Source organism: Hydrogenophaga sp. FG152 (genome assembly GCF_057809615.1).
Genome location: NZ_JBMDKH010000009.1, coordinates 19,042 through 45,679, shown reverse-complemented (window position 1 = coordinate 45,679; position 26,638 = coordinate 19,042). Strand labels below are relative to the sequence as shown.

The window sequence follows — 26,638 nt, the reverse complement described above, 5'->3', positions numbered from 1 at the left end:
CCTGAAAGCCCGCCACCTCGGCGGGCTTTTTTTTGCCTCCGGCCCGCGCAGAGCAGCAAGTCAGCCATCGTCCTTGACGATGTCATGGGCTCCCCATCTGAGGGAAAATTCTTTTTCGGCCTCTCCAAACGAGAAGCCAACGCCCCATGCTCTCCGAACGCAATTTCGCCCGCCAGATGGACCTCACCTCGCTGCAGCTCTTCGTGGCCGTGTGCGAGCTGGGCAGCATCGGCCGCGCAGCGGAGCGAGAGTTCATCGCCGCTTCGGCAATCAGCAAGCGCCTGTCGGACCTGGAGAACGCGCTGGGCACCACGCTGCTGCACCGCCATGCGCGGGGCGTGCGGCTCACGCCCGCGGGCGAAGGCCTGCTGCACCACGCGCGCACCGTGCTGTTCGGCCTGGAGAAGATGCAGATCGAACTGGCCGAGTACGCCGATGGCGTGCGCGGGCATGTGCGCGTGCACGCCAGCATCTCGGCCATCGTGCAGTTCCTGCCCGAAGACCTGGGCGCCTTCGCGCGCCAACACCCCCAGATCAAGATCGATCTGGAGGAGCACCTCAGCCCCGAGGTGTTGCGCGCGGTGAAGGAAGGCGCCACCGACCTCGGCCTGTGCAACGGCGCCATGGGCACCGTCGGCCTGCAAAGCCTGCCCTACCGGCGCGACAGCCTGGCGCTGGTGGTGCCGCGCGGGCACCCGCTGGCCAGCCGCGGACCCGTGCCCTTCGAAGCCACCCTGCCCTTCGACCATGTGGGCCTGCACGCCAACAGCTCCATCCACCTGGCCACGCACCAGGCCGCCATCCAGGCCGGCACCACCGTGCGCGTGCGCATCCGCGTGACCGGGCTGGACGCGATGTGCCGCATGATCGCCAACGGCCTGGGCGTGGGTGTGATGCCCGAGCGCGCCTTCCAGTTGCTGAGCACCGGCGATGCGCTGCAGGCCGTGCCCCTGACCGATCCCTGGGCCCAGCGCCAGCTGGTGCTGGTGGCCCGCGATTTCTCCAGCCTGCCCGCCAGCGCACGCCTGCTGGTGGATCACCTCAGTGCCGTCGATGTCCGTCAGGCGGCCTAAAATCCTTCCTCCACGACAAGACCCACGCCATGCCACGCACGCTCTACGACAAGATCTGGGACGAACACGTTGTCCACACCGAAGAGGACGGCACGTCCGTGCTCTACATCGACCGGCACCTGGTGCACGAAGTCACCAGCCCCCAGGCCTATGAAGGCCTGCGCCAGGCTGGCCGCAAGGTCTGGCGCGTGAGCTCGGTGGTGGCCACCGCCGACCACAACACGCCCACCAACGGCTGGGAACTCGGCTACGACGGCATCACCGATCCGATCAGCAAGGAACAGATCACCACGCTGGACAGCAACATCGCCGAATTCGGTGCGGCCGCGTTCTTCCCCTTCATGTCCAAGCGCCAGGGCATCGTGCACGTGATCGGGCCGGAAAACGGCGCCACCCTGCCGGGCATGACCGTGGTCTGCGGCGACAGCCACACCTCCACCCACGGGGCGTTCGGCGCCCTGGCCCACGGCATCGGCACCAGCGAGGTCGAGCACGTGCTGGCCACGCAGACCCTGCTGGCCAAGAAGGCCAGGAACATGCTCGTGCGTGTGGACGGCCAGCTCGCCAAGGGCTGCACCGCCAAGGACATCGTGCTGGCCATCATCGGCAAGATCGGCACCGCCGGCGGCACGGGCTACACCATCGAGTTCGGCGGCGCGGCGATCCGCGCGCTCAGCATGGAAGGCCGCATGACGGTGTGCAACATGGCCATCGAAGGCGGCGCGCGCGCCGGCCTGGTGGCGGTGGACGAGAAGACCATCGAGTACGTCAAGGGCCGCCCCCTCTCCCCCACCGGGGTCGAGTGGGACCAGGCCGTGGCCTACTGGAAGACCCTGCAGTCCGACGCCGATGCAAAGTTCGACGCCGTGGTCGAACTCGACGCATCGCAGATCGTGCCGCAGGTCACCTGGGGCACCTCGCCCGAGATGGTGCTCGGCATCGACGGCTCGGTGCCCGACCCCGACCGCGAAAAGGACGCGAACAAGCGCGGCGCCATCGAGCGCGCGCTGACCTACATGGACCTCTCGCCCGGCAAACCGCTCAACGACATCTTCGTCGACAAGGTCTTCATCGGCTCCTGCACCAACAGCCGCATCGAAGACATGCGCGAAGCCGCCGCCGTGGTGAAAAAGCTCGGCCAGAAGGTGGCCAAGAATGTCAAGCTGGCGCTGGTCGTGCCGGGCTCCGGCCTGGTGAAGGCCCAGGCCGAGCGCGAAGGCCTGCACGAGATCTTCAAGGCGGCGGGCTTCGAGTGGCGCGAGCCCGGCTGCTCGATGTGCCTGGCCATGAACGCCGACCGGCTGGAGCCGGGCGAACGCTGCGCCTCCACCAGCAACCGCAACTTCGAAGGCCGCCAGGGCGCTGGCGGCCGCACCCACCTGGTTTCCCCCGCCATGGCCGCGGCGGCCGCGGTGCACGGCCACTTCGTGGACGTGCGCACCTTCGCCTGACCATCCTTTCCCCCCGCAACCACCCTCAGGAGATTCACATGAAACGCATTGCATGGATCGCAGCCGCCTTCGCCCTCTCGCTGACACTGGCCGCGTGCAACACCTGGACCGGTGTGAAGCAGGACGCCAAGCAGGCTGGACAGGCCGCGGGCAAGGGCATTGAAAAAGCCGGCGAGAAGGTCCAGGACATCGCCAAATAAGAGACACCCATCACCATGCAGAAATTCACCCTCCACAAGGGCCTCGTGGCCCCGATGGACCGCGAGAACGTCGACACCGACGCCATCATTCCCAAGCAGTTCCTGAAGTCGATCCGCAAGACCGGCTTCGGGCAGAACCTGTTCGACGAGTGGCGCTACCTCGACAAGGGCGAGCCCGGCCAGGACCCGGCCAGCCGCAAGCCCAACCCCGACTTCGTGCTCAACCAGCCGCGCTACGCCGGTGCGTCCGTGCTGCTGGCGCGCAAAAACTTCGGCTGCGGCTCGAGCCGCGAGCACGCGCCCTGGGCCATCGACCAGTACGGCTTTCGCGCCATCATCGCGCCCAGCTATGCCGACATCTTCTTCAACAACTGCTTCAAGAACGGCCTGCTGCCGATTCAGTTGCCTGAGGCACAGGTGGCCCAGCTGTTCGACGAAGTGGCGGCCTTTCCCGGCTACCAGCTCACCATCGACCTCGAGCGCCAAGTGATCGTCAAGCCGCAGGGCGAGGAAATCCCTTTCGAGGTGCAGGCGTTTCGCAAGTACTGCCTGCTCAACGGGCTGGACGACATCGGCCTCACGCTGCGCTACAAGGACAAGATCGCGGCCTTCGAAGCGGAACGCCTGGCGACCAAGCCCTGGCTCGCCCATACGATGGCGGCCTGAGCATTTCTCTCGACTCCAACCTCACATCACATGAAAATCGCAGTTCTTCCGGGTGACGGCATCGGCACCGAAATCGTGGCCGAAGCGGTCAGGGTCCTTCAGGCACTCGAGCTGCCGATCGAAATGGAGTCCGCCCTGGTGGGCGGTGCGGCCTATGAAGCGCATGGCCACCCGCTGCCCGAATCCACCCTGAAACTGGCAATGGAGGCCGACGCGGTGCTCTTCGGTGCCGTGGGCGACTGGAAGTACGACAAACTGGACCGCCCGCTGCGCCCGGAACAAGCCATCCTGGGCCTGCGCAAGCACCTGGGCCTGTTCGCCAACTTCCGCCCGGCCATCTGCTATCCCGAGCTGGTGGGCGCCTCCAGCCTCAAGCCTGAGCTCATCTCGGGCCTGGACATCCTCATCATCCGCGAGCTCACCGGCGACATCTACTTCGGCCAGCCCCGTGGCCGGCGCACTGCCATCGACGGGCACTTCCCCGGCGCGGAAGAAGCTTTCGACACCATGCGCTACAGCAAGCCCGAGATCGAGCGCATCGCCCACGTGGCCTTTCAGGCCGCGCGCAAGCGCAGCAAGAAGGTGACCAGCGTCGACAAGGCCAACGTGCTCGAAACCTTCCAGTTCTGGAAGGACGTGGTGACCGAGGTGCACGCCCAGTACCCCGACGTGGAGCTGGAGCACATGTACGTGGACAACGCCGCCATGCAATTGGTGCGCGCGCCCAAGAAGTTCGACGTGGTCGTCACCGGCAACATGTTCGGTGACATCCTGTCCGACGAAGCGTCCATGCTCACCGGCTCCATCGGCATGCTGCCCTCGGCCTCGCTCAACACGAAGAACCAGGGCCTGTACGAACCCAGCCATGGCAGCGCGCCGGACATCGCCGGCAAGAACCTGGCCAATCCTCTGGCTACAATACTGTCCGCTGCCATGATGCTCAGATTCACGTTCAACCAGACCGAAGCCGCCGACCGCATTGAAACTGCGGTCAGCAGCGTGCTCGCGTCCGGCCTGCGCACCACGGACATCTGGTCGGAGGGCACGACCAAGGTGAGCACCCGCGGCATGGGCGATGCCGTTGTGGCCGCCATCACCAAAACCATTACCAAGGGCTGATACAGCTCCGGTTCGTCACGCCCCTCCCCGGCCAGACGAGCCGGGGCAAAACGGTTTTTTAACTGAAGGGCGTTGACATGAAACTCGTAGGACTCGTTGGCTGGCGCGGCATGGTCGGTTCCGTGCTGATGGACCGCATGGTCGCGGAGAGCGACTTTGACCTGATCGAACCGCTGTTTTTCTCCACCTCCAACGCGGGCGGCAAGGCCCCTGCGATGGCGAAAAACGAAACCCAGCTGCAGGACGCGCACGACATCGCGGCCCTCAAGCGCTGCGACATCGTCATCACCGCCCAGGGCGGCGACTACACCAGCGAGGTCTACCCCAAGCTGCGCGCCGCCGGCTGGAACGGCCACTGGATCGACGCCGCGTCCACGCTGCGCATGGACAAGAACGCCGTCATCGTCCTGGACCCGGTCAACCTGCCCGTCATCCAGAACGCCCTGGCCCAGGGCGGCAAGGACTGGATCGGCGGCAACTGCACCGTGAGCTGCATGCTCATGGGTGTGGGCGCGCTCTACAAGGCCGGCCTGGTCGAGTGGATGAGCACGCAAACCTACCAGGCGGCTTCCGGCGGTGGTGCCCAGCACATGCGCGAGCTGCTCACGCAGTACGGCACGCTCAACGCCGAGGTCAAGGCCCTGTTGGACGACCCCAAGAGCGCCATCCTGGAGATCGATCGCAAGGTGATCGCCAAGCAGCGTTCGCTCTCGGGCGCCGAGACCGCCAACTTCGGTGTGCCACTGGGCGGCTCGCTCATCCCCTGGATCGACAAGGACCTGGGCAATGGCATGTCCAAGGAAGAGTGGAAGGGCATGGCCGAAACCAACAAGATCCTCGGCATGGGTGAAGGCTTCAATGTCCCGGCCATTCCGGTGGACGGCTTCTGCGTGCGCGTGGGCGCCATGCGCTGCCACAGCCAGGCCCTCACCTTCAAGCTCAAGAAGGATGTGCCCGTGGCCGATATCGAAGCCATGATCGCGGCCGACAACGCCTGGGTGAAAGTGGTGCCGAACACGCGCGAAGCGACGATCCAGGACCTGACTCCGGTGGCCGTGACAGGCACCATGACGATCCCGGTGGGCCGCATTCGCAAGCTGGCCATGGGCCCGGAGTACGTGGGCGCCTTCACCATCGGCGATCAACTGCTCTGGGGCGCGGCAGAACCTCTGCGCCGCATGCTGCGCATCCTGCTCGAGGCCTGACCCTCCGGGGCTGGCATCGATGGATGAAGGGTGTGGTTGTTCACGTTGCGCCACTGCAACGCAACAACCCGCCCCGCGACGACAGAGGGTCGGCGAAGAAACTCAAGCGGATTCTCAGCTTGTCACTGTAATCCGTTGATGTTAAGGTCAATTCTCGGTTTTTTACGTCGAGGTCAAAGTGCCATCCATCTCCCGCCACACCCCATCCCAACAGACCCGCCCAGTGCCCCCCGGCACGGGTTTACGAGGTCTCGCGCGGTTGCATGCGGTCGCTGCGGCGGCGGTGCTGTGTGCGGGCCTCGTGCACCACAGCGATGCCGAGGCCTTGGCGCTCGGTCGCGTGGTGGTGCAGTCGGCCCTGGGCGAACCGCTGCGGGCCGAGATCGACGTGCCGGACATCAATGCGGAAGAAGCCGCCAGCCTGCGGGTGGGCCTGGCTTCCGGCGATACCTTCCGGGCGGCGGGCGTGGACGTCAACGCCGCGCTGGCGACCCTGCAGATCAGCCTGCAACGGCGCGCCGATGGCCGTGCCTACCTGCGCCTGACCAGTTCGCGCCCCGTCACCGAACCCTTTGTGGACCTCATCGTCGAGGCCAACTGGTCGTCCGGTCGCATGGTTCGCGACTACACCCTGCTCTTCGACCCACCGAACCTGCGCGCGGCCGCGCCTCAGCCGGTGCCCGTGGCGCCGGGCGTGTCTGCCGCCCCGGCCGCCTCAGCGCCACGCGCTGCGGCACCCACGCCCAGCGTCGTCCAGCCTCCGGTGCAGCCACCCCGAGCCGCGGCCCCGGCGCCGGCCGCTGCGGCACCCGCACCGGTGGCGCGCCCCACGCCTGCGCCGGCCGCCCCCAGCAGCGCGGGTGGAGGCCAGGTCCGCGTCAAGGCCGGTGACACCGCCGGCGGCATCGCGGCCGCCAACAAGCCAGCGGACGTGTCCTTGGACCAGATGCTCGTGGCCATGCTGCGGCAGAACCCCAACGCCTTCATCTCGGGCAACGTCAACCGCATGAAGGCCGGCGTTGTGCTTGACCTGCCCAGCGCAGCGGAAGCCGGCGCCATCGCGCCGAGTGAGGCACGCCAGACCATCACGGCCCAGAGCCGCGATTTCAATGAATTCCGCCGCCGCCTCGCCGGCAGCGCGCCCGAAGCGGGTGTCGCCGCCGCCGATCGGCAGGCCGCCGGCCAAGTGCAGACCGAAGTCAAGGAAGCCAAGCCCGCCGCACCGGCCGCCGACAAGCTGACGCTGTCCAAGGAGGCCGCACCAGGCCAGGCCGCCAGCGAAGACAAGATCGCCAAGGAACGCCAGGCCAAGGAAGCGTCCTCGCGCGTGGCCGAGCTCTCGCGCAACATCGAGGAATTGTCCAAGTTGGGCGGCGGCAGCGCCCCTGCGCCGGCACCGGCGGCTCCCGCTGCCGCGCCTGCCCCGGCAGCGCCTGCTGCGGCGGCCCCTGCGCCCGCACCGGCACCGGCACCGGCCCCCACGGTGACCGTGCCCACCGCACCCGCTCCGACCGAGGCAGCTCCCGCGCCCGCAGCGCCAGCGGCGCAAGCCCCGGCGCCGGCCGCACCGCCGGCCGAGGCCCCGGCGGCCGCAGCGCCTTCCACCACCCCTGCTCCGGTGAAGCCCCCGCTGCCGGTGCCCACGCCGCTGCCAGACGAACCTTCGTTCTTCGACCAGTTGCGCGACAACCCGCTGGCCCTGCCTCTGGCGGGCGGCCTGCTGGCCTTGCTGGCCGGCCTGGGCCTCTACCGCATCCGCCAGCGCAGGCACGGCTCGAGCGTCGACAGCTCCTTCCTCGAAAGCCGCCTGCAACCCGATTCGTTCTTCGGATCCAGCGGTGGCCAGCGCATCGACACCGCGGAGTCCGTGGCCTCCGGCTCGTCCATGGTGTACTCGCCCAGCCAGCTGGATGCGGCAGGTGATGTGGATCCGGTCGCCGAAGCCGACGTGTATCTCGCCTACGGTCGCGACCTGCAGGCCGAGGAAATCCTCAAGGAAGCGATGCGCAGCACGCCCACGCGCGTGGCCATCCACAACAAGCTGCTGGAAATCTACGCCAAGCGCCGCGATGCGCGCGCGTTCGAGGTGGTGGCCACAGAGGCCTACAACCTCACGCAAGGCCAAGGCCCGGAATGGGAGCACGCCTGCGAACTCGGCAAGGAACTGGACCCCTCCAACCCCCTGTACCAACCCGGTGGCAGCCCGGCCGTGAAGGTCGCGGCCACGGCGGGCATCGCGGGTGCCGGCCTGAACACCATGCCCTTTGGCGCCAGCACGCTGAACGAGCCCGGCAAGCAAGCCCCACCGTCCGGCCTGGGCGATCTCGACCTGGATCTGGACTTTTCGCTCGATGAACCCTCGGACGCCGCACCGCTGGCCGCTCCGGAAGCGGGCATGTCCAGCATGGACGACCTCAAGATGACCGAGGCACTGACCAGCGCGACCCCAGCGGATGCGAAGGATGGCCCGCCCTCGTCCATGTCGATGGATTTCGACCTGGACTTCCCGTCCGGCCCCGCCCCGCTGCAGGAGCATGCGCCCGAGCCAGTGCAAGCCATGGACCGCACCCCGGCACCCAGCATCGACTCGCTGTCGTTCGACGACGGCCCGATCCTCGATCTGGACACCTCGCATGCGGCTGACGCCCGTCCGCAGACCCCGCCCCCGGCGGCGGCCGACATGCTGTCGTTCGACCTGAATCACCTCAACCTCGACCTGAGTGCGCCGCCCGTGGAAGACGACGCCACCTCGGCCGGTCGCCTGACGGAAGAAAATCCGCTGGAGACCAAGCTGTCGCTGGCGGAGGAATTCCGCGCCATTGGCGACTTCGAAGGTGCGCGTTCGCTGGCTGAGGAAGTGCTGGCCGAAGCCTCGGGTTCGCTCAAGGCCAAGGCAGGGACTTTCCTGGCCGATCTGGCCTGACGCGCCCCCGGTTTTCGCTTTTGCCCCCAACGCCCCAGGAACCCAGCCGCACCCGCGTCGCACTGGGCGTGAGCTACAACGGCCGCGCCTACGACGGCTGGCAAAGCCAGCCGGGCGGACGCACCGTGCAAGACCATCTCGAACAGGCGCTGACACGCTTCAGCGCCCAGGACGACACGGTGAAAACGCTCTGCGCGGGCCGCACCGATGCGGGGGTGCATGGCCTGATGCAGGTGGTGCATTTCGATACGCCGCTCGACCGCCCCGAGAACGCCTGGGTCCGTGGCACCAACAGCTTTCTGCCCGACAACATCGCCGTGCAGTGGGCGCGACACGTGCCCCAGAGCTTCCACGCCCGGGCCAGCGCCCGCTCGCGCCGCTATGCCTATGTGCTGCTCGAATCGCCGGTGCGCCCGAGCGTGGACGCCGGCCAGGTCGGCTGGGTGTTTCGCCCGCTTGCGCTGGATCCCATGGTGCGCGCGGCGCAAGCGCTGCTGGGCGAGCACGATTTCACCTCGTTCCGTGCGGCGCAGTGCCAGGCCCACTCGCCGGTCAAACATCTCATGCGGGTGGACATTGCGCGCCGGGGAGCCTATTGGCGCTTCGAGTTCGAGGCCTCGGCTTTCCTGCACCACATGATCCGCAACATCATGGGCTGCCTGATCGCCATCGGCAGCGGCAATCGCCCTCCCTCCTGGATGGCAGAGGTATTGCAGGCCCGCAGCCGCGACGCCGCCGCCCCGACCTTTTCCCCTGACGGCCTGTACTTTCTCGGACCGGTCTACGATGCCGGACTGGGTCTGCCCGAGCGCACACCTGCTTTCGACTGGCTGCCATGACCCCCCACCACCGCACGCGCATCAAGATCTGCGGCCTCACCCGCGAGGCGGACGTCGACACGGCCGTGCGCGCTGGCGCCGACGCCATTGGCTTCGTGCTGTACGCCCAAAGCCCGCGCCATGTGACGGCGCAGCGCGCCGGCGAACTCGCTCGCCGCCTGCCCCCCTTCGTGACGCCGGTGCTGCTGTTCGTCAACGCGACCCCCGAACACATCCGCCAGGGCTGCGACGCGGTACCCCAGGCCCTGCTGCAGTTCCACGGCGATGAGACACCGGCCAAGTGCCAGGCCGCCGGCCGGCCCTACCTGCGCGCGGCCCGCATTCCCACTGGCCCCGCCGGGGCCGGCTTCGATCTTCTAAAATACGCTTCGGACCACTCGGCCGCCCAGGCCATCCTGCTCGACGCGCTCGTCGAGGGCTATGGCGGCGGTGGTCAATCCTTCGACTGGACAGCCTTCCCTTGGTCACATCCACTTCTAAACGCCAGCTCTCGCCTCGTTTTGTCTGGTGGACTCACGCCTGCAAACGTGATCGATGGCATCACGCGCGTGCGGCCCTGGGCCGTTGACGTGAGCTCCGGGGTCGAAGCCGCCAAAGGCATCAAGGACCCCGACAAGATGCTCGCCTTCGTGGCCGCCGTGCGGGCGGCCGACGCGCAGACCCCCTGCCCGACCTGACTCCTTTCATGGGGTCAGGCTGGCAGTCCCACCGAGACACCCCATGCAGACGACCTACCAACAACCCGACGCCCGCGGCCATTTCGGCATCTACGGCGGCAGCTTCGTGAGCGAGACGCTCACCCACGCGATCAACGAACTCAAGGCCGCGTACGCGAAGTACCAGCTCGACCCTGAGTTCCTGGCCGAATTCGAGAGCGAGCTGGCCCATTTCGTGGGCCGCCCCAGCCCGGTCTACCACGCCGCGCGCATGAGCCGAGAGGCCGGCGGCGCGCAGATCTTCCTGAAACGCGAAGACCTCAACCACACCGGCGCACACAAGGTGAACAACACCATCGGCCAGGCCATGCTGGCGCGCCGCATGGGCAAGCCGCGCGTCATCGCCGAAACCGGCGCCGGCCAGCACGGCGTGGCCACCGCGACCATCTGCGCGCGCTATGGCCTGGAGTGCGTGGTCTACATGGGCAGCGAGGACGTGAAGCGCCAGAGCCCCAACGTCTACCGCATGAAACTGCTGGGCGCCACCGTGGTGCCGGTGGAGTCGGGCAGCAAGACGCTCAAGGACGCCCTGAACGAGGCCATGCGCGACTGGGTGGCCAACGTCGACAACACCTTCTACATCATCGGCACCGTGGCTGGCCCGCACCCCTACCCGATGATGGTGCGCGACTTCCAGAGCGTGATCGGCAAGGAGTGTCTGGTGCAGGTGCCCGAGATGATGGCCGCCGCCGGCTGCCGCGGCGAACAGCCCGACGCGGTGATCGCGTGCGTGGGGGGCGGCAGCAACGCCATGGGCATCTTCCATCCCTACATCCCCTATGAAGGCACCCGCCTCATCGGCGTGGAGGCCGCCGGCGAAGGCCTGGAGAGCGGCAAGCATTCGGCCTCGTTGCAAATGGGCAGCCCGGGCGTGCTGCACGGCAACCGCACCTACGTGCTGCAGGACGACAACGGCCAGGTGACCGAGACCCACAGCATCAGCGCGGGCCTGGACTACCCCGGCGTGGGGCCGGAGCACGCTTTCCTGAAGGACATCGGCCGCGCCGAGTACGTGGGCATCACCGACACCGAAGCGCTGGAAGCCTTCCACCACCTGTGCCGCACCGAGGGCATCATTCCCGCGCTGGAGTCCAGCCATGCCGTGGCCTACGCCCTCAAGCTGGCCAAGACCATGAAGCCCGACCAGTCCATCCTGGTCAACCTCTCGGGCCGGGGCGACAAGGACATCGGCACCGTGGCCGACCTCTCGGGCGTCGATTTTTACGACAGACCTTCCATGCGCGGGCTCACCGTGAAGGGGGGCAACGCCAAATGAGCCGCATCGAAAACACCCTCTCCCAGCTCAAGGCCCAGGGCCGCAAGGCCTTGATTCCTTACGTCACGGCCGGCTTCCCGTTCGCCGACATCACGCCCGACCTGATGCACGGCATGGCCGACGCCGGGGCCGACATCATCGAGCTGGGCGTTCCCTTCTCCGATCCGTCGGCCGACGGGCCCGTGATCCAGAAAGCCGGCGACCGCGCGCTGGCGCTGGGCATCGGCCTGACCCAGGTGCTGGCCATGGTGCGCAGCTTCCGCGAGCGCAACGACACCACGCCGGTGGTGCTCATGGGCTACGCCAACCCCGTGGAGCGCTACGACCAGAAGCATGGCGCGGGCGCTTTCGTGCGCGATGCCAGCCAGGCGGGCGTGGACGGCGTGCTGATCGTCGACTACCCGCCCGAGGAATGCGAGGAATTCGCCGCCTCGCTGCGCGAGCACGGCATGGACCTGATCTTCCTGCTGGCCCCCACCTCCACCGACGAGCGCATGGCGCAGGTGGCGCGCGTGGCCAGCGGCTATGTGTACTACGTGTCGCTCAAGGGCGTCACCGGGGCTGGCACGCTGGACGTGAGTCAGGTCGAGGCCATGCTGCCCCGCATCCGCGCGCACGTGAGCGTGCCGGTGGGTGTGGGCTTCGGCATCCGCGATGCGGAGACGGCGCGGGCCATCGGCCAGACCGCCGATGCGGTGGTCATCGGCAGCAAGATCATCCAGTTGCTGGAGAACGAGCCGCACGAAAAGGTGGTGGCGGTGGCCATCCAGTTCCTTCGCACCATCCGGAAAGCGCTCGACGCATAATCCGCCATGGCGCCCGCTGGCGCCCCGCACGGAGAAACACCATGTCCTGGCTCGAAAAACTGCTTCCCCCCAAGATCACCCCCACCGACCCGACCGAGCGCCGCAGCGTGCCCGAGGGCCTTTGGATCAAGTGCCCGAGCTGCGAAGCCGTGCTCTACAAGAACGATCTGGAAAAGAACCAGAACGTCTGCCCGCATTGCAGCCACCACCACCGCATCGGTGCGCGCGCGCGCCTCAATGCGTTCCTGGACGCCGAAGGCCGATATGAAATCGCCCAGGAAGTGCTGCCAGTGGACGCGCTCAAATTCAAGGACAGCCGAAAGTACCCGGAGCGCCTGAAAGACGCGCTGGAAACCACCGGCGAGACCGACGCACTGGTGGTCATGGGCGGCGCGGTGCACGGTGTCAGCCTGGTGGTCGCGTGTTTCGAATTCGATTTCATGGGCGGCTCCATGGGCTCGGTGGTCGGCGAGCGCTTCGTGCGCGGCGTCGAAGAAGCCATCGCGCAGAAGGTGCCTTTCATCTGCTTCACCGCCACGGGCGGCGCGCGCATGCAGGAAGGCCTGCTTTCGCTCATGCAGATGGCCAAGACCAACGCGGCGCTGACGCGCCTGGCCAAGAAGGGCCTGCCCTACATCAGCGTGCTGACCGACCCGACCATGGGCGGGGTGAGCGCGGGCTTTGCCTTCGTGGGCGATGTGGTGATCGCCGAGCCCCGGGCGCTGATCGGCTTTGCCGGCCCGCGCGTGATCGAGAACACCGTGCGCGTGAAGCTGCCCGAAGGTTTCCAGCGCGCCGAGTTCCTGCAGACCAAGGGCGCGGTGGACTTCATCTGCGACCGGCGCGAACTGCGCGCCACCATCGCCAACACCCTGGCCATGCTGCAGCGCCAGAGCGCCGACGCGGTGGTCGACGATTGAGTTCCACCTCCGGGGCTGCCGAGGCGCTCACGCTGTCGCAGCTCCCGCTGTTCCCGTTGCAGACGGTTCTGTACCCCGGCGGCTGGCTTCCTCTGCGCATCTTCGAGGTGCGTTACCTCGACATGATCGGCCGCTGCCACAAGGCCGGCGCGCCCTTTGGCGTGGTCTGCCTGAGCGAAGGGAGCGAGGTGCGGCGCCTTGACCCCGAGGCGCCGCCCGGCGGCGATGGTTTTGCGAAAGAGGTGTTCCACCCCGTGGGCACGCTGGCGCAGATTGAAAGCCTGGAACGGCCACAACCCGGCCTGATGATGATCCGCTGCCGTGGCCTGCGGCGGTTCCACGTGCAGCGCCGCAGCCAGCTGCCCCATGGCCTGTGGGTGGCCGATGTGCGACTCGACGAGCTGGAGGCTGCAGTGCCCGTGCCGGAACACCTGGCCCACACCCGCGACGGCCTGCAGCACTTGCTGCAGAACCTGCAGGAGCGCGACCCGGACAGCCTGGAGCAGTTGCCGCTGCAGCCGCCCTACCAGTGGGATGACAGCGGCTGGGTGGCCAACCGCTGGGCCGAGTTGCTGCCCGCGCCGGCAGAGCTCAAACAGCGCCTGATGGCGCTGGACAATCCATTGTTGCGCCTGGAACTGGTGTCGGACCTGCTGGACAAGCTGGGCCTGAACCGCTGATCAGCCCGGCAGCAGCGACAGTGCCTGCATGTAGCGCTCGCTGACCATCAGCGTGTCCCAATCGGGGGCGGCCACGCGGGGCAGCAACGCGAGCCGACGTTCTTCGCTCGCCGCGCTGGGCTGCCAGCGACCTTCTATCACCGCCTGAGAGAGCGCGTCGATCGCCTCGTCGATCGGGGCGCCACCGTCCACCACCGACTGGTTGCAGAGCAGCACCATGTCCCCCCCGGCCGTGAGCGCGGCCAGCGCGGCTTCGGTGAAGCTCACTTCACGGCCACCGATCTGCCGCGCCGCAGCCATGCTGAGGTCGTCGCTGAAAATGGCGCCGGTGAAGCCGAGGCGGCGCCGCAGGACGTCCTGCAGCCAGCGCGGCGAGAAGCCGGCGGGGCGGTTGTCGACCTTGGGGTAGATCACGTGCGCGGGCATCACGGCCTGCAGGCTGGCCGAGAGCCAGCCGTAGGGGGCGGCGTCCTCGGCCAAGATGGCCTTGAGGCTGCGCCGGTCCACCGGGATCGCGAGGTGCGAGTCGGCCTTGACGAAACCATGGCCGGGGAAGTGTTTGCCGCAATGGCCCATGCCGCTCTGCAGCAGGCCGTGCATCAGGCCTTGCGCCAGCACCGTGACCAGGCGCGGATCACGACCGAAGGCGCGGTCGCCGATCACCGAGCTCTCACCGTAATCCAGATCGAGCACCGGCGCAAAAGTGAGGTCCACGCCGCAGGCACGCAGTTCGGCACCCAGCACGAAGCCGGCCGCGGTCGCGGCATTGCTCGCCTGCAGGGCCGCCGCGCCAGCAGGTTCGCCGGCCTTGGGGCCGCGCAGCCACATCTGGCCCAAGGTGGCCATGGCGGGCAGGTGGGTGAAACCGTCGGTGCGGAAGCGCTGCACGCGGCCACCCTCGTGGTCCACGGCGATCAGCAGGTCGTGCCGCACGGCCTTGATCTGGCGGCACAGCGCGGTGAGCTGGGCCCGGTTCTGCCAGTTGCGGCCGAACAGAATGACGCCGCCGACCAGGGGATGGGCCAGGCGCTGGCGGTCCGCCGTGGTCAGGCTGTGGCCGGCCACGTCGATGATGAGGGGAGCGTGAGGGCGAGGGTTCATGGAAACAGTTTCGGGAAAGTCAGTCTCGCTCCACCACCACGAAGCTGGCGGCGTAGTCGGTCTCGTCGGTCACGGTCACATGCGCCCTCAGGCCCTGCGCCTCGAACCAGGTCTTCAGATCCCCGTGCAGGACGATCACGGGCTGGCCGCTGGGCAGGTTGTTGATCTCGCAGCACCGCCAGGTCATGGGCAGGCGCATGCCCATGCCCACTGCCTTGGAAAACGCCTCCTTGGCGGAGAAGCGGGTGGCCAGGTAGCGCAGGCCGCGTTGCGGCCAACGCGCGCTGCGTTTTTGCCAGACGACGAACTCGGCGTCGGTCAGCACCTTGCGCACGAAGCGCTCGCCCTGGCGCTGCAGCACGGCTTCGATGCGCCGGATGTCGCAGATGTCGGTGCCGATGCCGTAGATCATGGCGCGAAGGCGTCGGCGATGCAGCGGTTGTAGTCGGCGATGGTGGCGCTGTAGCCCAGTTCCAGCGCGTCCGCGATGAGGGCATGACCGATGGACACCTCGCTCACCCCTGGCACCGTGCGCAGGAAGGCCGTGAGGTTGTCGCGGTTCAGGTCGTGCCCGGCGTTCACCCCCAGGCCGGCGTCCAGCGCGGCCTGCGCGGCCGCCTGGAAGCGCTGCAATTGCGCCTCGCGCTGCGGCGTGTGCCAGGCGGCCGCATAGGGCTCCGTGTAGAGCTCCACACGGTCGGCCCCCACCGCCTTCGCACCAGCCATCTGGTCGGGCTCGGCGTCCATGAACAGGCTCACGCGCACGCCGAGTGCCCGGGCCTCGTCGATCAGCGGGCGCAGGCGCTCGGCGTCGGTCGGGAAGCTCCAGCCATGGTCGCTGGTGAACTGGCCTTCGCTGTCGGGCACGAAGGTGACCTGCCGCGGCCGCAGCTCGCGCACGAAACCCATGAGGTTGTGGAACGGGTTGCCTTCGATGTTGAACTCGCGGTCGGGCCAGGCCTTGAGCAGCTCGGCGAGCTCGTGCACGTCGTGCGTGCGGATGTGGCGCTCGTCGGGCCGCGGGTGCACGGTGATGCCGTGCGCGCCGGCCTGCAGGCACAGCGTGGCCGCGCGCGTGACCGAGGGAATGCCCAGGTGGCGGGTGTTGCGCACCAGGGCCACCTTGTTGAGGTTCACCGACAAGGCGGTGGTCGGGTGCGGGGATCGGGAGGCCACGGTCATGGTGAGGTCGCGGTGGGGAAGTTCTCTGGGGAGGCGCCCGAATCCGACGGCGTTCGCGGCCGGGTCATGGCTTGCACGTCGAGCATCAGCTGGCGGGTCTTGAACACGCGCACACCGCAATGGTAGTGCAGCAGGTTGCGCAGGGGCACGCGCACGGCCTGCAGGCAGGCCGCGCAGGCGCGCAACGTGGGAACGAACGGTGCGGGCTCGTCCATGGCAGCCTGCAGGTCGAGCCACTGCTCGCCGGCGAGGGCCTGGCCATCATCGTCCTGCGCGGACACCAACCCACTCTCGGGCACCAGCACATAGCGGCGCAAGGGGTCCAGGTCGGTCAGCGTGCTGCTCTCCTGGGCCAGATCGGGCAGCAGGCCCACATCGCGCAACAGCAGCAGCTCGAATGCCCGCAGGATGAGCGGTTGCGCATCGCTTTTCTCCGCCAGCAGTTGCACCGCCGTGGTGAAGTGGTCGAACAAGCGCTCGTGGGGGTCGTCGCGCGCGAGCAGGCGCATGAGCAGCTCGTTCATATAGCTGCCCGAAATCAGCGCCTCGCCTGTGGGCATGACGTGCCCGCCCTGCCAGTGCGCTGCCTTGAGCGTGCGCACCTCGGCGTCGCCGCTCCAGGACACCTGCAGGGGCTGCAACGGCAGCAGCACGGGGCGGAACTGGGAGGTGGGCCGCTTCACGCCCTTGGCCACCAGGGCGATGCGGCCATGGTGGCGCGTGAAGACCTCGAGCACCAGGCTGGTCTCACTCCAGTCGTAGCGGTGCAGCACGAAAGCGGGTTCGTCGGAGAAGCGTTTCAGGGCCATGCCGTGTGGCCTCGTGTGCCGGTCGGATGTCCAGCAGCCGCTGGCTTACTCGTAGCCGAACGAGCGCACGCGAGCGTCGTCGTCCGCCCAACCCGAGCGCACCTTCACCCAGAGCTCCAGGAACACCTTGCAATCCCAGAGCTTCTCCAGTTCCTGCCGGGCCTCGGTGCCGATGCGCTTGAGCTTCTCGCCCTTCTCGCCGATCACCATGCCCTTGTGCCCCTCACGCTCGACCACGATGGTGGCGGCGATGCGCTTGAGCGTGCCCTCCTCCTCGAACTTGTCGATGATGACCGTGGAGGTGTAGGGCAACTCGTCGCCGGTCAGGCGGAACAGTTTTTCGCGCACCATCTCGCTCGCCATGAAGCGCTCGCTGCGGTCCGTCAAGTCGTCCGGATCGTGCATCCAGGGTTGCTGCGGCAGGTATTTCTCGCAGATCGAGAACAGGCGCTGGATGTCCTTGGGCGCCTTGGCCGACATGGGCACGAACTCGGCGAACGGATGGCGCTCCTGCATGGAGCGCAGCCAGGGCGCCAGATCACCGCGGCGGTGCACAAGGTCAAACTTGTTCGCCACCAGCATCACCGGCACGTTGGCGGGCAACAGCGAGAGCACCTTGGCATCGGCCAGGTTGAAATGCCCGGCTTCGACGACAAAGAGAATCAGGTCGACATCGTTCACCGCGCCCAGCACGGTCTTGTTCAAAGCGCGGTTGAGCGCGTTGCCGTGGCGGGTCTGGAAACCCGGCGTGTCCACGAACACGAACTGCGTGGGGCCGACGGTGCGCATGCCGGTGATGCGGTGGCGCGTGGTCTGCGCCTTGCGCGAGGTGATGCTCACCTTCTGGCCGACCAGCGCATTGAGCAAGGTGGACTTGCCCACATTGGGCTTGCCGACGATGGCGACATAACCACAGCGTTGCTCCGCCGGGTCCACGGGTTCCGCCGCTGGTGGTTCATCCGCCACCGGATCACGGGTTGGAGCGGCGGCGTCGGCCGTGTCTTTGCCCAGGACCCTGGCCAGCATGGCGTCCAGATCGGGGTTGGAGGAAGGGGGGGTGGCAGGGGCGGACATGGATCAGGAAGGCTGGGTGGTGCGGCTCACCACGGGGGACTCGGTGGGCGCAGCGGCGGCGCCCGGGCTGGCGGTCAGGTGCTGCAACATGGCCGCGGCGGCGGCCTGCTCGCCCGCACGGCGGGAGGCGCCAATGCCGCGCTCGCTGCGGCCAGTTTCCGTCACGGTGCACTCCACATCAAAGGTCTGCTTGTGCGCTTCGCCGAGCGTGGCCACGACGCGGTAGACCGGGAGTTTCATTTTGCGCGCCTGCAGCCACTCCTGCAATTCGGTTTTGGGATCCTTGCCCATCGCACTCATCTGGGCGCTGAGTTCAACCCCGCTGTAGAGCCGGTGCACCAGCGCCGCGGCGACTTCGAAGCCGGCGTCGAGGTAGACGGCACCGATCACGGCCTCCAGGGCATCGGCCAGGATCGAGGGTCGCTTGTGCCCACCCGAGCGCTTTTCGCCATCGCCCAGGCGCAGGCAGGCCGAAAGCCCCAGACTGGAAGCGATCTGGAACAGGGTGTCCTGTTTGACCAGGTTGGCGCGCACCCGGGACAGGTCGCCTTCGGGCAGCTGGTTGAGCTTCTCGAACAGCAGGCCGGAAATCGCCAGGCTCAGCACCGAGTCCCCCAGAAACTCCAGGCGTTCGTTGTGATCGGCGGTGAAGCTGCGGTGGGTCAGCGCGCGCTCGAGCAGGCGCGGGTTGGCAAACGGGTGTTGAAGGCGCTTCTGCAGCGCCAGCAGTTCGGGGCTCAATGGGACCAGCGCCCGCCGGGACGCTGCCGGTCCGTCGTGTTCTTCACTTCGAGCGACCTTCGTATTTCATCACCAGGTGCGCCGGCCCCACCAGGGGGATTTCGCGCGCGTAAGCGAAGGAGACCACGACGCGATCGCCCTCCTTGCCCACCGTGAGGTCCTTGCCAGCCACGGCGCGGATGTCGTCGATCTGCGCCGCCTTGTCGAAGATGCTGCGCACCTCGGCCACCGTGCTGCCAGCGGCGGCCTTGTCCACGGCCTTCTTCACGGCGAGGTACTCGATGTAGGTGGGAGCCACCTGCGCGAGGATGACACCCGTGTACGCCAGCAAGACACCGACGATGAGCAGGCCGAAAAAGGTCAAACCCCGTTGTTGTCGCTTCAGCTTCATGTGTTCATCCCCTTGAAACCAACCAGCAGGCTCACTCGAACGACCCGATGCGGCCGAGGTCCCCGAAGTTCATCCAGACAAAAAAGGCCTTGCCCACGATGTTCGCGTCCGGCACGAAGCCCCAGTACCGCGAGTCCAGGGAGTTGTCGCGATTGTCACCCATCATGAAATAGTGGCCCTGGGGCACCTTGCAGGTAACGCCCTCGACGGTGTACTTGCAGGCGTTGCTGAAGGGAAACTCCGTGGTGCCCTGGATGAAGGCGGGACGGTCGTCGTCGTTGAGGGTGTTGTAGCTGCGCGCGTCCAGGGTCTCGCGGAACTGGCGCGCATAGCGCATGGTCTCGCTGTCGAAGAACTCGGGCTGTGCCACGCGCGGCACCGGCTTGCCATTCACCGTGAGCTGCTTGTTCAGGTAGGCCACTTCGTCTCCCGGCACCCCTATTACCCGCTTGATGTAGTCCAGGCTGGGTTGCGGCGGATAACGGAACACCATCACATCGCCCCGTTGGGGGGTGTGATTCTCCATGATCTTGGTGTTGAAGACCGGCAAGCGCACTCCGTAGTGGAATTTGTTCACCAGTATGAGATCGCCCACGCGCAAGGTGGGGATCATGGAGCCAGACGGTATCTTGAAGGGCTCGAACAGAAAGGAGCGCAGGACGAAGACCGCCAGGATCACGGGGAACAGGCCAGCCGTCCAGTCCAGCCACCAGGGCTGGGCCAGCAGCTTCTGCCGCGCGTTGTCCACGTCACCTTCGATGTGCGTGAAGCCTTGCTTGAGCAGCGCTTCCTTGCGCGTGTTGTGCTCGAGCAGCAATTGCTGCGCCGCACGGCGGCGGCGGGGCAGGAAAATCAGCTTTTCGGCGATCCAGTAGACCCCTGTCACCGCCGTTGCCAGCATCAGCAGCACGGCGAAATTGCCTTCCACCACTCCGGTGTACCAGGCGACCGCGTAAGCGGCAAACGCCGCCAGGATCACCGCGGTGATCGATGCCATGGCCGCCGGCATCAGTCCTGCACCTGCAAAATGGCGAGAAAGGCCTCTTGGGGCACTTCGACCGAGCCGATCTGTTTCATGCGCTTCTTGCCTGCTTTCTGTTTTTCGAGAAGTTTGCGTTTGCGGGTGATGTCACCGCCGTAGCATTTTGCCAGCACGTTCTTGCGCAGCGCCTTGATGGTTTCGCGGGCGATCACATTGCCCCCGATGGCTGCCTGGATGGCCACGTCGAACATCTGGCGGCTGATGATCTCACGCATCTTCGCGGCCACCGCCCGGCCCCGGTACTGGGCCTGGGTGCGGTGCACGATGATGGACAGGGCATCGACCTTCTCGCCGTTGAGCAGGATGTCGACCTTCACCACATCGGAGGCGCGGTACTCCTTGAACTCGTAGTCCATGGAGGCATAGCCCCGGCTCACCGATTTCAGTTTGTCGAAGAAGTCCAGCACGATCTCGCCCAAGGGCATGTCGTAGGTCAGCATGACCTGCTTGCCGTGGTAGGCCATGTTGATCTGCAAACCGCGCTTCTGGTTGGCCAGCGTCATGACCGCGCCCACGTACTCCTGGGGCATATAAAGATGCACCGTGACGATGGGCTCGCGGATTTCCTCGATGCGGCCCTGGTCGGGCATCTTGGACGGGTTCTCCACCATCAGGACTTCGCCATCGGGCTTGACCACCTGGTAGACCACGCTGGGCGCGGTGGTGATGAGGTCCTGGTCGAACTCGCGCTCCAGGCGCTCCTGCACGATCTCCATGTGCAGCAGGCCCAGGAAACCGCAGCGGAAGCCGAAGCCCAGCGCCTGCGACACTTCCGGCTCGTAGTGCAGCGACGCGTCGTTGAGCTTGAGCTTCTCCAACGCATCGCGCAAGGCGTCGTACTGGTTGGCCTCGGTCGGGTACAGACCGGCGAACACCTGGGGCTGCACTTCCTTGAAGCCCGGCAAGGCTTCGGTGGCCGGGCCGGCGTTGTTGGGCAGCTTCTTCTCCAGAGTGATGGTGTCGCCCACCTTCGCCGCCTGCAGCTCCTTGATGCCGGCGATGATGTACCCCACCTCCCCCGCTTCCAGGGCCTCGCGCGGCTCGTTGGCTGGCGTGAACACACCGAGGTTGTCAGCGTTGTAGACGGTGTTGGTCGCCATCATCTTGAAGCGCTCGCCCTTCTGCAGGCGACCGTCGACCACGCGCACCAGCATGACCACGCCCACGTAGGCGTCGTACCAGCTGTCCACGATCATCGCGCGCAGCGGCGCATCGGGCCGCCCCTTGGGCGCCGGAATGCGCGCGACCACCGCTTCCAAGATGTCCTCCACGCCCATGCCGGTCTTGGCCGAGCAGGGAATCGCATCGGTGGCATCGATGCCGATCACGTCCTCGATCTCGCTCTTGGCGTTCTCCGGGTCGGCGTTGGGCAGGTCCATCTTGTTGAGCACCGGCACCACTTCCACACCCAGGTCGAGCGCGGTGTAGCAGTTGGCCACGGTCTGAGCCTCGACCCCCTGGCTGGCATCGACCACCAGCAACGCGCCTTCGCAAGCCGAGAGCGAACGAGACACCTCGTAAGAGAAGTCCACGTGCCCCGGGGTGTCGATCAAATTGAGGTTGTAGACCTGACCGTTGCGGGCCTTGTACCTCAGCGCGGCGGTCTGCGCCTTGATGGTGATGCCGCGCTCCTTCTCGATGTCCATCGAGTCGAGCACCTGCTCGCTCATCTCACGATCGGACAGCCCCCCGCACAGGGAAATGATGCGGTCAGCGAGCGTGGACTTGCCATGGTCGATGTGCGCGATGATCGAAAAATTGCGGATGTGATTCATCAGGAAAGCGGCTCAGGCACGAGAAAAACCGCGGGTTCACACAGGAACGGGCGGCCATAAAAAAGGGCGCGTCAGCTGCTGACGCGCCCGTAACCAACAATCAATGGCAACTGCGATAGTTGGGGTTTCATTGTAGGCAAAAAGCCTGGAATGCACACCTCCGAACCACCACCGTTACCCTGTTGCAGCGCAGCAACGTCAAAGTTATGCACAGCTCATTCACAGGAAAACGGGACAACGTGTGAGGCAGCTGTGGATGACTTGGGAACATCCTGCGGCACTTCCACATCGTGGATCGACGTGGCGCATGGGCACAGGAATCTGTTCAGAACAGGGGCTATTTTAGCGAATTCAGTCATGAGAACGACAAGGATTGTAAGCGTTCACTAACAAAAAGAAAATTTTGGGTGCCGCGTACTGTGGAAAACCCCGTGTGGCGAATCGGCCACCGAAAAAAATAACCCCCAATCCCAATCGGGACAGGGGGTTATTGGCCGGAGGACGCGGCTCAGCGTGCTGCGCGGATCACCGCGTACTGGGCCCACTCCCCGCGGCGGAACAGCACGTTGACCGGCTTGCTCTTCTCGATTTTGCCCAGAGCAGCTTCGACTTCCTTCACGTTGGCGGTCTCGGTGTTGGCGATCGCCACGATCACGTCGCCTTCGCGCAGCCCCGCACGCGCAGCGGGCCCCTCGGCCGAGGCCACACGCACACCGCCCTTGACATTGAGTTCCTTCTTCTCGGCCGCAGTGAGTTCGGCCAGGCTCAGGCCCAGCGCCTGCAGGGCATTGCTGGACTGTGGCTTGGTCGGCTCTGGTGCCGCGGCCTTGGCCTCCGGGCGCTCCGGTTCGAGCTCGGCCACGATGATCGAGAGCTCGCGCTGGCTGCCCCGGCGAAACACCGTCATGCTGCTCTTGTTGCCCGGCTTGGTGTTGCCCACGAGGCGCGGCAAGTCCACGGACTTGTCGATCTCCTTGCCGTCGAACTTGACGATGATGTCGCCCGGCTCCACGCCGGCCTTGGCCGCTGGCGAGTTCGGCTCCACCCCGCGCACCAGCGCCCCCTTGGGCTGGCCCAGGCCGATGGACTCGGCCACGTCCTTGCTCACCTGATCGATCTGCACGCCGATGCGGCCACGCGTCACGCGCCCGGTGGCCCGGAGCTGATCGGAGACGCGCACCGCCTCATCGATGGGGATCGCGAACGAGATGCCCTGGAAACCACCCGAGCGGGAGTAGATCTGGCTGTTGATGCCCACCACCTCGCCGCGCATGTTGATCAGCGGGCCGCCCGAGTTGCCCGGGTTGATGGCCACGTCGGTCTGGATGAACGGCAGGAAATCCCCCGTGTCGCGCTGCTTGGCACTCACGATGCCCGCGGTGACCGTGTTTTCCAGGCCGAAGGGGGAGCCGATGGCCATGACCCATTCGCCGACGCGCAGGCGATTGATGTCGCCGATCTTGACGGCCGTCAACCCCGATGCCTCGATCTTCACCACGGCCACGTCGGTGCGTTTGTCCGCCCCCACGAGCTTGGCCTTGAACTCGCGCTTGTCGGGCAGGGTGACGATGAGTTCGTCGGCGCCATCGACCACGTGCGCGTTCGTCATGATGAGACCATCCGCGCTCAGGATGAAACCCGAGCCCACGCCCCGGGGTTGTGCCTCTTCGGACGGTGGCCGCTCCTGGCGGGGGCCGCGCGGCGTCATGCCGGGGGGAATGGGAATGCCGAAGCGGCGGAAAAACTCCAGCATCTGCTCGTCCGGCGCCGAGCCGCCTGGGCCTTCCTTGCTGGCGCGCTCCAGGGTGCGGATGTTGACCACCGACGGCCCCACAAGGTCCACGAGGTCGGTGAAATCAGGCAGCCCACGCACGCTGGCCGCCGGTGGCACGGTGGGAACCTGGGCTGCCGCGGTGGACGGGGCCGCCAAGCCTGCAGCGCCGCCCACCACCAACGCGGCCGTGGTCAGCATGCTCAGGAGCGGGATTCGCATGGTGTGGGAGCGCGTCATGGAAATCCTTTACGGGTACGCAAAAAAAGAGGATATGCCGAAAAACAAAAGGCCGCCGGCAACAAGGCCGGCCACCGACGCGAAGCAGGCCATCTCCGGACGGCCAGGCGACACATCTACCGGGTTCGCTCCAAGGCGATGGCGAATCGGCGCAAGGTGGCCGCGGGCGCTTCACCCATCACGGTCAACCAATGGTCGCCCACCCGGCGATTGACCGAATTCGTGGCGCCCACCGTGGCGGAGGTCTCCTGCGTGTGGCGCTGCGCATCGAACGGCTCGACAAACAGGGACACCGACGCCAGACCATCCGAGAACACCCACTGCATGGAGGCCTGACCAGGACCTTGCGCCGCGGCTCCGGGCGTCTCGCGCGTGTGACAGCTCATGGCGGTGAAACCAGGCACCGGCTCTTTCAGACGCCAGCCCTCCGCCTCGGCGGTGGTTTTTTTCAATGTGGGCTTGTGGACTTCATAGCCTCGGGTGTCTTTCATGAGCTTCGAGAGCTTGTCCATGCTCACCGGGGCATCAAGCTGCAACTCGGAGAAGGCCACCTGCTCCAGCACCGCACCCTGCTCGCCCAGGGTCTGCAACTTCACCACCAGCCCCGTCTGGCGCTCGGACCAGATGCGGTAGCCGAAGCGAAGGTCGTCGCGCGGCAGGATTTCCACCATGTCGGCCAGATGCCCGGCCACCCGCTGCACACCCACTTCCCGCGCGCTGTAGAACTGCGGGATCAGGTTGCTCGGCGTGCGCAGCAGCTCTGGGAACATGCCCAGCGAATCGCGTTTCTCGACGAACGCGGTTTTCGCCTCCGGCACGAAAGTGATGACCTCCTTGTTGCGGCGAATGGTCGTTCGCGGCGCGCCAGTCAGGGTATCGACCCGCTCCATCTGCTGCGAGCCATCGCATACATGCCAGATCTTCGAGGCCGACATGGAGCTCCCTGCGGACACCACCAGGGTACCGATGTAGGAGCGCTGGTTCGAGGCTTCGTGCATGCGCGTCAGCCATTCGTTGACGCTTCGCACATGGCCCGAGGTAGGCGCAGTCTGCGCGTTCACCGGCGCCATGAAACCCGAAACCAGGGCGACAAGCGCGGCCGCACCCCAGCGCCGGATGACGGGCCTTCCATGTTGAAACCGCAGCACGCTCACATCACCACGAAAAGGCAGGGTCAGGACTAGCGCCATGGTGCCTCAGCGTCCTGCGGCGTCGTAGGTGGCATTGCGGATGAAGCCGGTGGGCATCTGAAGCGCCGACATGCCACCATTCTGGCGGTGCTCGGCCAACAACTCTTCCAGACGCGCGTCGCGGATCAAGGGGCCTTGCCCGGTGTTCACCACCACCGCGTTGGACGGAGCCACCGCTGCGCTGACCTCCACGGGTGCCGCAGCTTGTTGCGTTGGCACCGGGGCCGAGGCCAGCTGAGGGCCCGCTGCACCGCCCGAGCCCGAGGGCGCACCGCTCAACACCGTCCAGCTCACGGCCATGACGGCCGCCAGCGAGGCCAGCCCGGCCACCATCTTCCAGCGGAAAACCGCGTCATTGGCCGCAGGCACCTGCACCAGCGCCGCGGGCGGGTTTTGCACGAGCAACCGCCCCTCGCCCACGGGCTGGGCCACGGGCGCCGCCTCGGATCGCAGCCGTTCACGCACACCGGCCAGAAAGTCGCTGGGCGCCTGGGCGGTGGCCACCACACGGTTGCCACGCAAGACATCGCCGATCACCTGGTAGCTGTGCCAACTCGCGAACACCTCCGCGCGGCCTTCATCGGCTGCGAGCAGCCCGTCGAGCAACGCGGCATCGAGCTCACCATCCACCAGCGCGGACAAAACCTGCTCCGGGGCAACGGGATCGATCTCTTTCTGAGGCCGAAGGTTCAAATTGACTTGTGCGGCATTCATGATGAATTTCCTGAATTTCCCTACTCGCGGGGCGATGGGCAAGCATTCAACGGCCTGCCCCGCCTCTTCTACCAGCGTTTGCCCGTCTGGCGCTCCAGCATCGGCTTGATGCGCCCTGAAATGGCCTCGCGCGCCCGGAAAATCCGGGATCGCACTGTGCCGATGGGGCATTCCAGCGCCGCGGCAATCTCTTCATAGCTCATGCCCTCGATTTCCCGCAGGGTGATCGCCATGCGCAACTCTTCGGGCAGCGCTTCCATGGCGGCGTTGACCGCCTCGGCGATTTCCTTGCTGGCCAGCACCGCTTCGGGCGTTTCGGTGTCGGCCACTCCCGAATTTAGTTCGCGTTCCGGAGCGGAAGTTTCATCGTCTTCCCCGGATTTCATCTGAGACTGGAAGACCAGCGGATCGCGCTTGAGTTCCATGAGCTGCTTTTTGGCCGTATTGACCGCAATGCGGTACAGCCAGGTGTAGAACTGCGCATCACCCCGGAACTGAGCGAGCGCGCGGTACGCCCGGATGAAGGTCTCCTGGGCAATGTCCTGGACCAGGTCGGTGTCGCGGACCATGCGCCCGATCAGTCGCTCCACACGGCGCTGGTACTTGATGACCAGCATCTCGAAGGCACGCTGCTCCCCCGCGAGCGTGCGCTGCACCAGCATGACGTCGCTGTCGGGTGGTGGTGGAGCGGTGTGGTCTTCGAGAGTCATGCGCGCGGAAATATAACCCAGGCC

Annotated in this window: 26 protein-coding genes; 13 read left to right on the top strand and 13 right to left on the bottom strand. The window is 66.4% G+C overall.

Going from position 1 to position 26,638, the window contains the following annotated elements; all coding sequences use genetic code 11:
• Positions 1 to 146 precede the first annotated feature (146 nt).
• The 13 genes from ACODTB_RS12515 to ACODTB_RS12455 all read left to right on the top strand — a co-directional run bounded on the left by ACODTB_RS12515 (position 147) and on the right by ACODTB_RS12455 (position 13,874).
• Positions 147 to 1,073 (top strand): LysR family transcriptional regulator, encoded by a 927-nt coding sequence (locus ACODTB_RS12515; protein WP_291114166.1) that lies wholly within the window; start codon positions 147 to 149, stop codon positions 1,071 to 1,073.
• Between the two features lie 29 nt (positions 1,074 to 1,102).
• The gene (leuC, locus tag ACODTB_RS12510; protein WP_291114169.1) at positions 1,103 to 2,524 is read left to right on the top strand and encodes a 3-isopropylmalate dehydratase large subunit; all 1,422 of its coding nucleotides are present in this window, start codon (positions 1,103 to 1,105) and stop codon (positions 2,522 to 2,524) included.
• Positions 2,525 to 2,562: 38 nt separating this feature from the next.
• Positions 2,563 to 2,724, top strand: coding sequence for an entericidin EcnAB (locus ACODTB_RS12505; protein ID WP_291114172.1), 162 nt, complete (start codon positions 2,563 to 2,565; stop codon positions 2,722 to 2,724).
• A gap of 15 nt (positions 2,725 to 2,739) precedes the next feature.
• On the top strand, positions 2,740 to 3,390 hold the full coding sequence (leuD, locus tag ACODTB_RS12500; protein ID WP_291114175.1) for a 3-isopropylmalate dehydratase small subunit: 651 nt from the start codon (positions 2,740 to 2,742) through the stop codon (positions 3,388 to 3,390).
• A 30-nt stretch (positions 3,391 to 3,420) separates the two neighbouring features.
• Positions 3,421 to 4,509, top strand: a complete 1,089-nt coding sequence (gene leuB / locus ACODTB_RS12495) for a 3-isopropylmalate dehydrogenase (RefSeq protein ID WP_291114178.1) — start codon at positions 3,421 to 3,423, stop codon at positions 4,507 to 4,509.
• 77 nt (positions 4,510 to 4,586) lie between these two features.
• On the top strand, positions 4,587 to 5,714 hold the full coding sequence (gene asd, locus ACODTB_RS12490; protein ID WP_291114181.1) for an aspartate-semialdehyde dehydrogenase: 1,128 nt from the start codon (positions 4,587 to 4,589) through the stop codon (positions 5,712 to 5,714).
• 259 nt (positions 5,715 to 5,973) lie between these two features.
• Complete coding sequence (locus tag ACODTB_RS12485; protein WP_291114184.1) at positions 5,974 to 8,637, top strand: FimV/HubP family polar landmark protein; 2,664 nt, start codon at positions 5,974 to 5,976, stop codon at positions 8,635 to 8,637.
• A 20-nt stretch (positions 8,638 to 8,657) separates the two neighbouring features.
• The gene (gene truA / locus ACODTB_RS12480; RefSeq protein WP_291114188.1) at positions 8,658 to 9,476 is read left to right on the top strand and encodes a tRNA pseudouridine(38-40) synthase TruA; all 819 of its coding nucleotides are present in this window, start codon (positions 8,658 to 8,660) and stop codon (positions 9,474 to 9,476) included.
• A complete protein-coding gene (locus ACODTB_RS12475) occupies positions 9,473 to 10,153 on the top strand; it encodes a phosphoribosylanthranilate isomerase (RefSeq protein ID WP_291114190.1) in 681 nt (226 codons plus the stop codon). Before truA ends, ACODTB_RS12475 begins: the two co-directional genes overlap by 4 nt.
• 43 nt (positions 10,154 to 10,196) lie before the next feature.
• Positions 10,197 to 11,468: a tryptophan synthase subunit beta gene (trpB, locus tag ACODTB_RS12470; protein ID WP_291114193.1), complete on the top strand. Its 1,272-nt coding sequence runs from the start codon at positions 10,197 to 10,199 to the stop codon at positions 11,466 to 11,468.
• Positions 11,465 to 12,274, top strand: a complete 810-nt coding sequence (gene trpA / locus ACODTB_RS12465; protein WP_291114195.1) for a tryptophan synthase subunit alpha — start codon at positions 11,465 to 11,467, stop codon at positions 12,272 to 12,274. Before trpB ends, trpA begins: the two co-directional genes overlap by 4 nt.
• 41 nt (positions 12,275 to 12,315) lie before the next feature.
• Positions 12,316 to 13,194: an acetyl-CoA carboxylase, carboxyltransferase subunit beta gene (accD, locus tag ACODTB_RS12460; protein WP_291114198.1), complete on the top strand. Its 879-nt coding sequence runs from the start codon at positions 12,316 to 12,318 to the stop codon at positions 13,192 to 13,194.
• Entirely contained in the window at positions 13,191 to 13,874 is a 684-nt protein-coding gene (locus tag ACODTB_RS12455; protein ID WP_291114200.1) for an LON peptidase substrate-binding domain-containing protein, read from the top strand. Before accD ends, ACODTB_RS12455 begins: the two co-directional genes overlap by 4 nt.
• Here ACODTB_RS12455 and nagZ read toward each other — a convergent pair whose 3' ends face one another.
• The 13 genes from nagZ to rpoE all read right to left on the bottom strand — a co-directional run bounded on the left by nagZ (position 13,875) and on the right by rpoE (position 26,614).
• A complete protein-coding gene (nagZ, locus tag ACODTB_RS12450) occupies positions 13,875 to 14,975 on the bottom strand; it encodes a beta-N-acetylhexosaminidase (protein WP_291114203.1) in 1,101 nt (366 codons plus the stop codon).
• A gap of 19 nt (positions 14,976 to 14,994) precedes the next feature.
• Positions 14,995 to 15,387 (bottom strand): holo-ACP synthase, encoded by a 393-nt coding sequence (acpS, locus tag ACODTB_RS12445; protein ID WP_291114206.1) that lies wholly within the window; start codon positions 15,385 to 15,387, stop codon positions 14,995 to 14,997.
• Entirely contained in the window at positions 15,384 to 16,157 is a 774-nt protein-coding gene (locus ACODTB_RS12440) for a pyridoxine 5'-phosphate synthase (RefSeq protein ID WP_488929368.1), read from the bottom strand. Before ACODTB_RS12440 ends, acpS begins: the two co-directional genes overlap by 4 nt.
• Positions 16,154 to 16,966, bottom strand: coding sequence for a DNA repair protein RecO (recO, locus tag ACODTB_RS12435; protein WP_291114212.1), 813 nt, complete (start codon positions 16,964 to 16,966; stop codon positions 16,154 to 16,156). Before recO ends, ACODTB_RS12440 begins: the two co-directional genes overlap by 4 nt.
• A 45-nt stretch (positions 16,967 to 17,011) precedes the next feature.
• Positions 17,012 to 18,040 (bottom strand): GTPase Era, encoded by a 1,029-nt coding sequence (gene era, locus ACODTB_RS12430; RefSeq protein WP_291114215.1) that lies wholly within the window; start codon positions 18,038 to 18,040, stop codon positions 17,012 to 17,014.
• Positions 18,041 to 18,043: 3 nt separating this feature from the next.
• Positions 18,044 to 18,781, bottom strand: coding sequence for a ribonuclease III (gene rnc, locus ACODTB_RS12425; RefSeq protein ID WP_291114218.1), 738 nt, complete (start codon positions 18,779 to 18,781; stop codon positions 18,044 to 18,046).
• Positions 18,782 to 18,824: 43 nt separating this feature from the next.
• Positions 18,825 to 19,172 carry a DUF4845 domain-containing protein gene (locus ACODTB_RS12420; RefSeq protein ID WP_291114221.1) on the bottom strand — a complete coding sequence of 116 codons (348 nt, stop codon included), beginning with the start codon at positions 19,170 to 19,172 and terminating at the stop codon, positions 18,825 to 18,827.
• 31 nt (positions 19,173 to 19,203) lie between these two features.
• Positions 19,204 to 20,169 carry a signal peptidase I gene (lepB, locus tag ACODTB_RS12415; RefSeq protein ID WP_291114224.1) on the bottom strand — a complete coding sequence of 322 codons (966 nt, stop codon included), beginning with the start codon at positions 20,167 to 20,169 and terminating at the stop codon, positions 19,204 to 19,206.
• Positions 20,170 to 20,180: 11 nt separating this feature from the next.
• Entirely contained in the window at positions 20,181 to 21,989 is a 1,809-nt protein-coding gene (gene lepA, locus ACODTB_RS12410) for a translation elongation factor 4 (RefSeq protein WP_291114227.1), read from the bottom strand.
• Positions 21,990 to 22,497: 508 nt separating this feature from the next.
• The gene (locus ACODTB_RS12405) at positions 22,498 to 23,982 is read right to left on the bottom strand and encodes a DegQ family serine endoprotease (RefSeq protein WP_291114230.1); all 1,485 of its coding nucleotides are present in this window, start codon (positions 23,980 to 23,982) and stop codon (positions 22,498 to 22,500) included.
• A gap of 134 nt (positions 23,983 to 24,116) precedes the next feature.
• Positions 24,117 to 25,190 carry a MucB/RseB C-terminal domain-containing protein gene (locus tag ACODTB_RS12400; protein WP_291114233.1) on the bottom strand — a complete coding sequence of 358 codons (1,074 nt, stop codon included), beginning with the start codon at positions 25,188 to 25,190 and terminating at the stop codon, positions 24,117 to 24,119.
• A gap of 6 nt (positions 25,191 to 25,196) precedes the next feature.
• On the bottom strand, positions 25,197 to 25,904 hold the full coding sequence (locus ACODTB_RS12395) for a sigma-E factor negative regulatory protein (protein ID WP_291114235.1): 708 nt from the start codon (positions 25,902 to 25,904) through the stop codon (positions 25,197 to 25,199).
• 68 nt (positions 25,905 to 25,972) lie between these two features.
• Entirely contained in the window at positions 25,973 to 26,614 is a 642-nt protein-coding gene (gene rpoE / locus ACODTB_RS12390; protein WP_291114238.1) for an RNA polymerase sigma factor RpoE, read from the bottom strand.
• Positions 26,615 to 26,638: the final 24 nt, after the last annotated feature.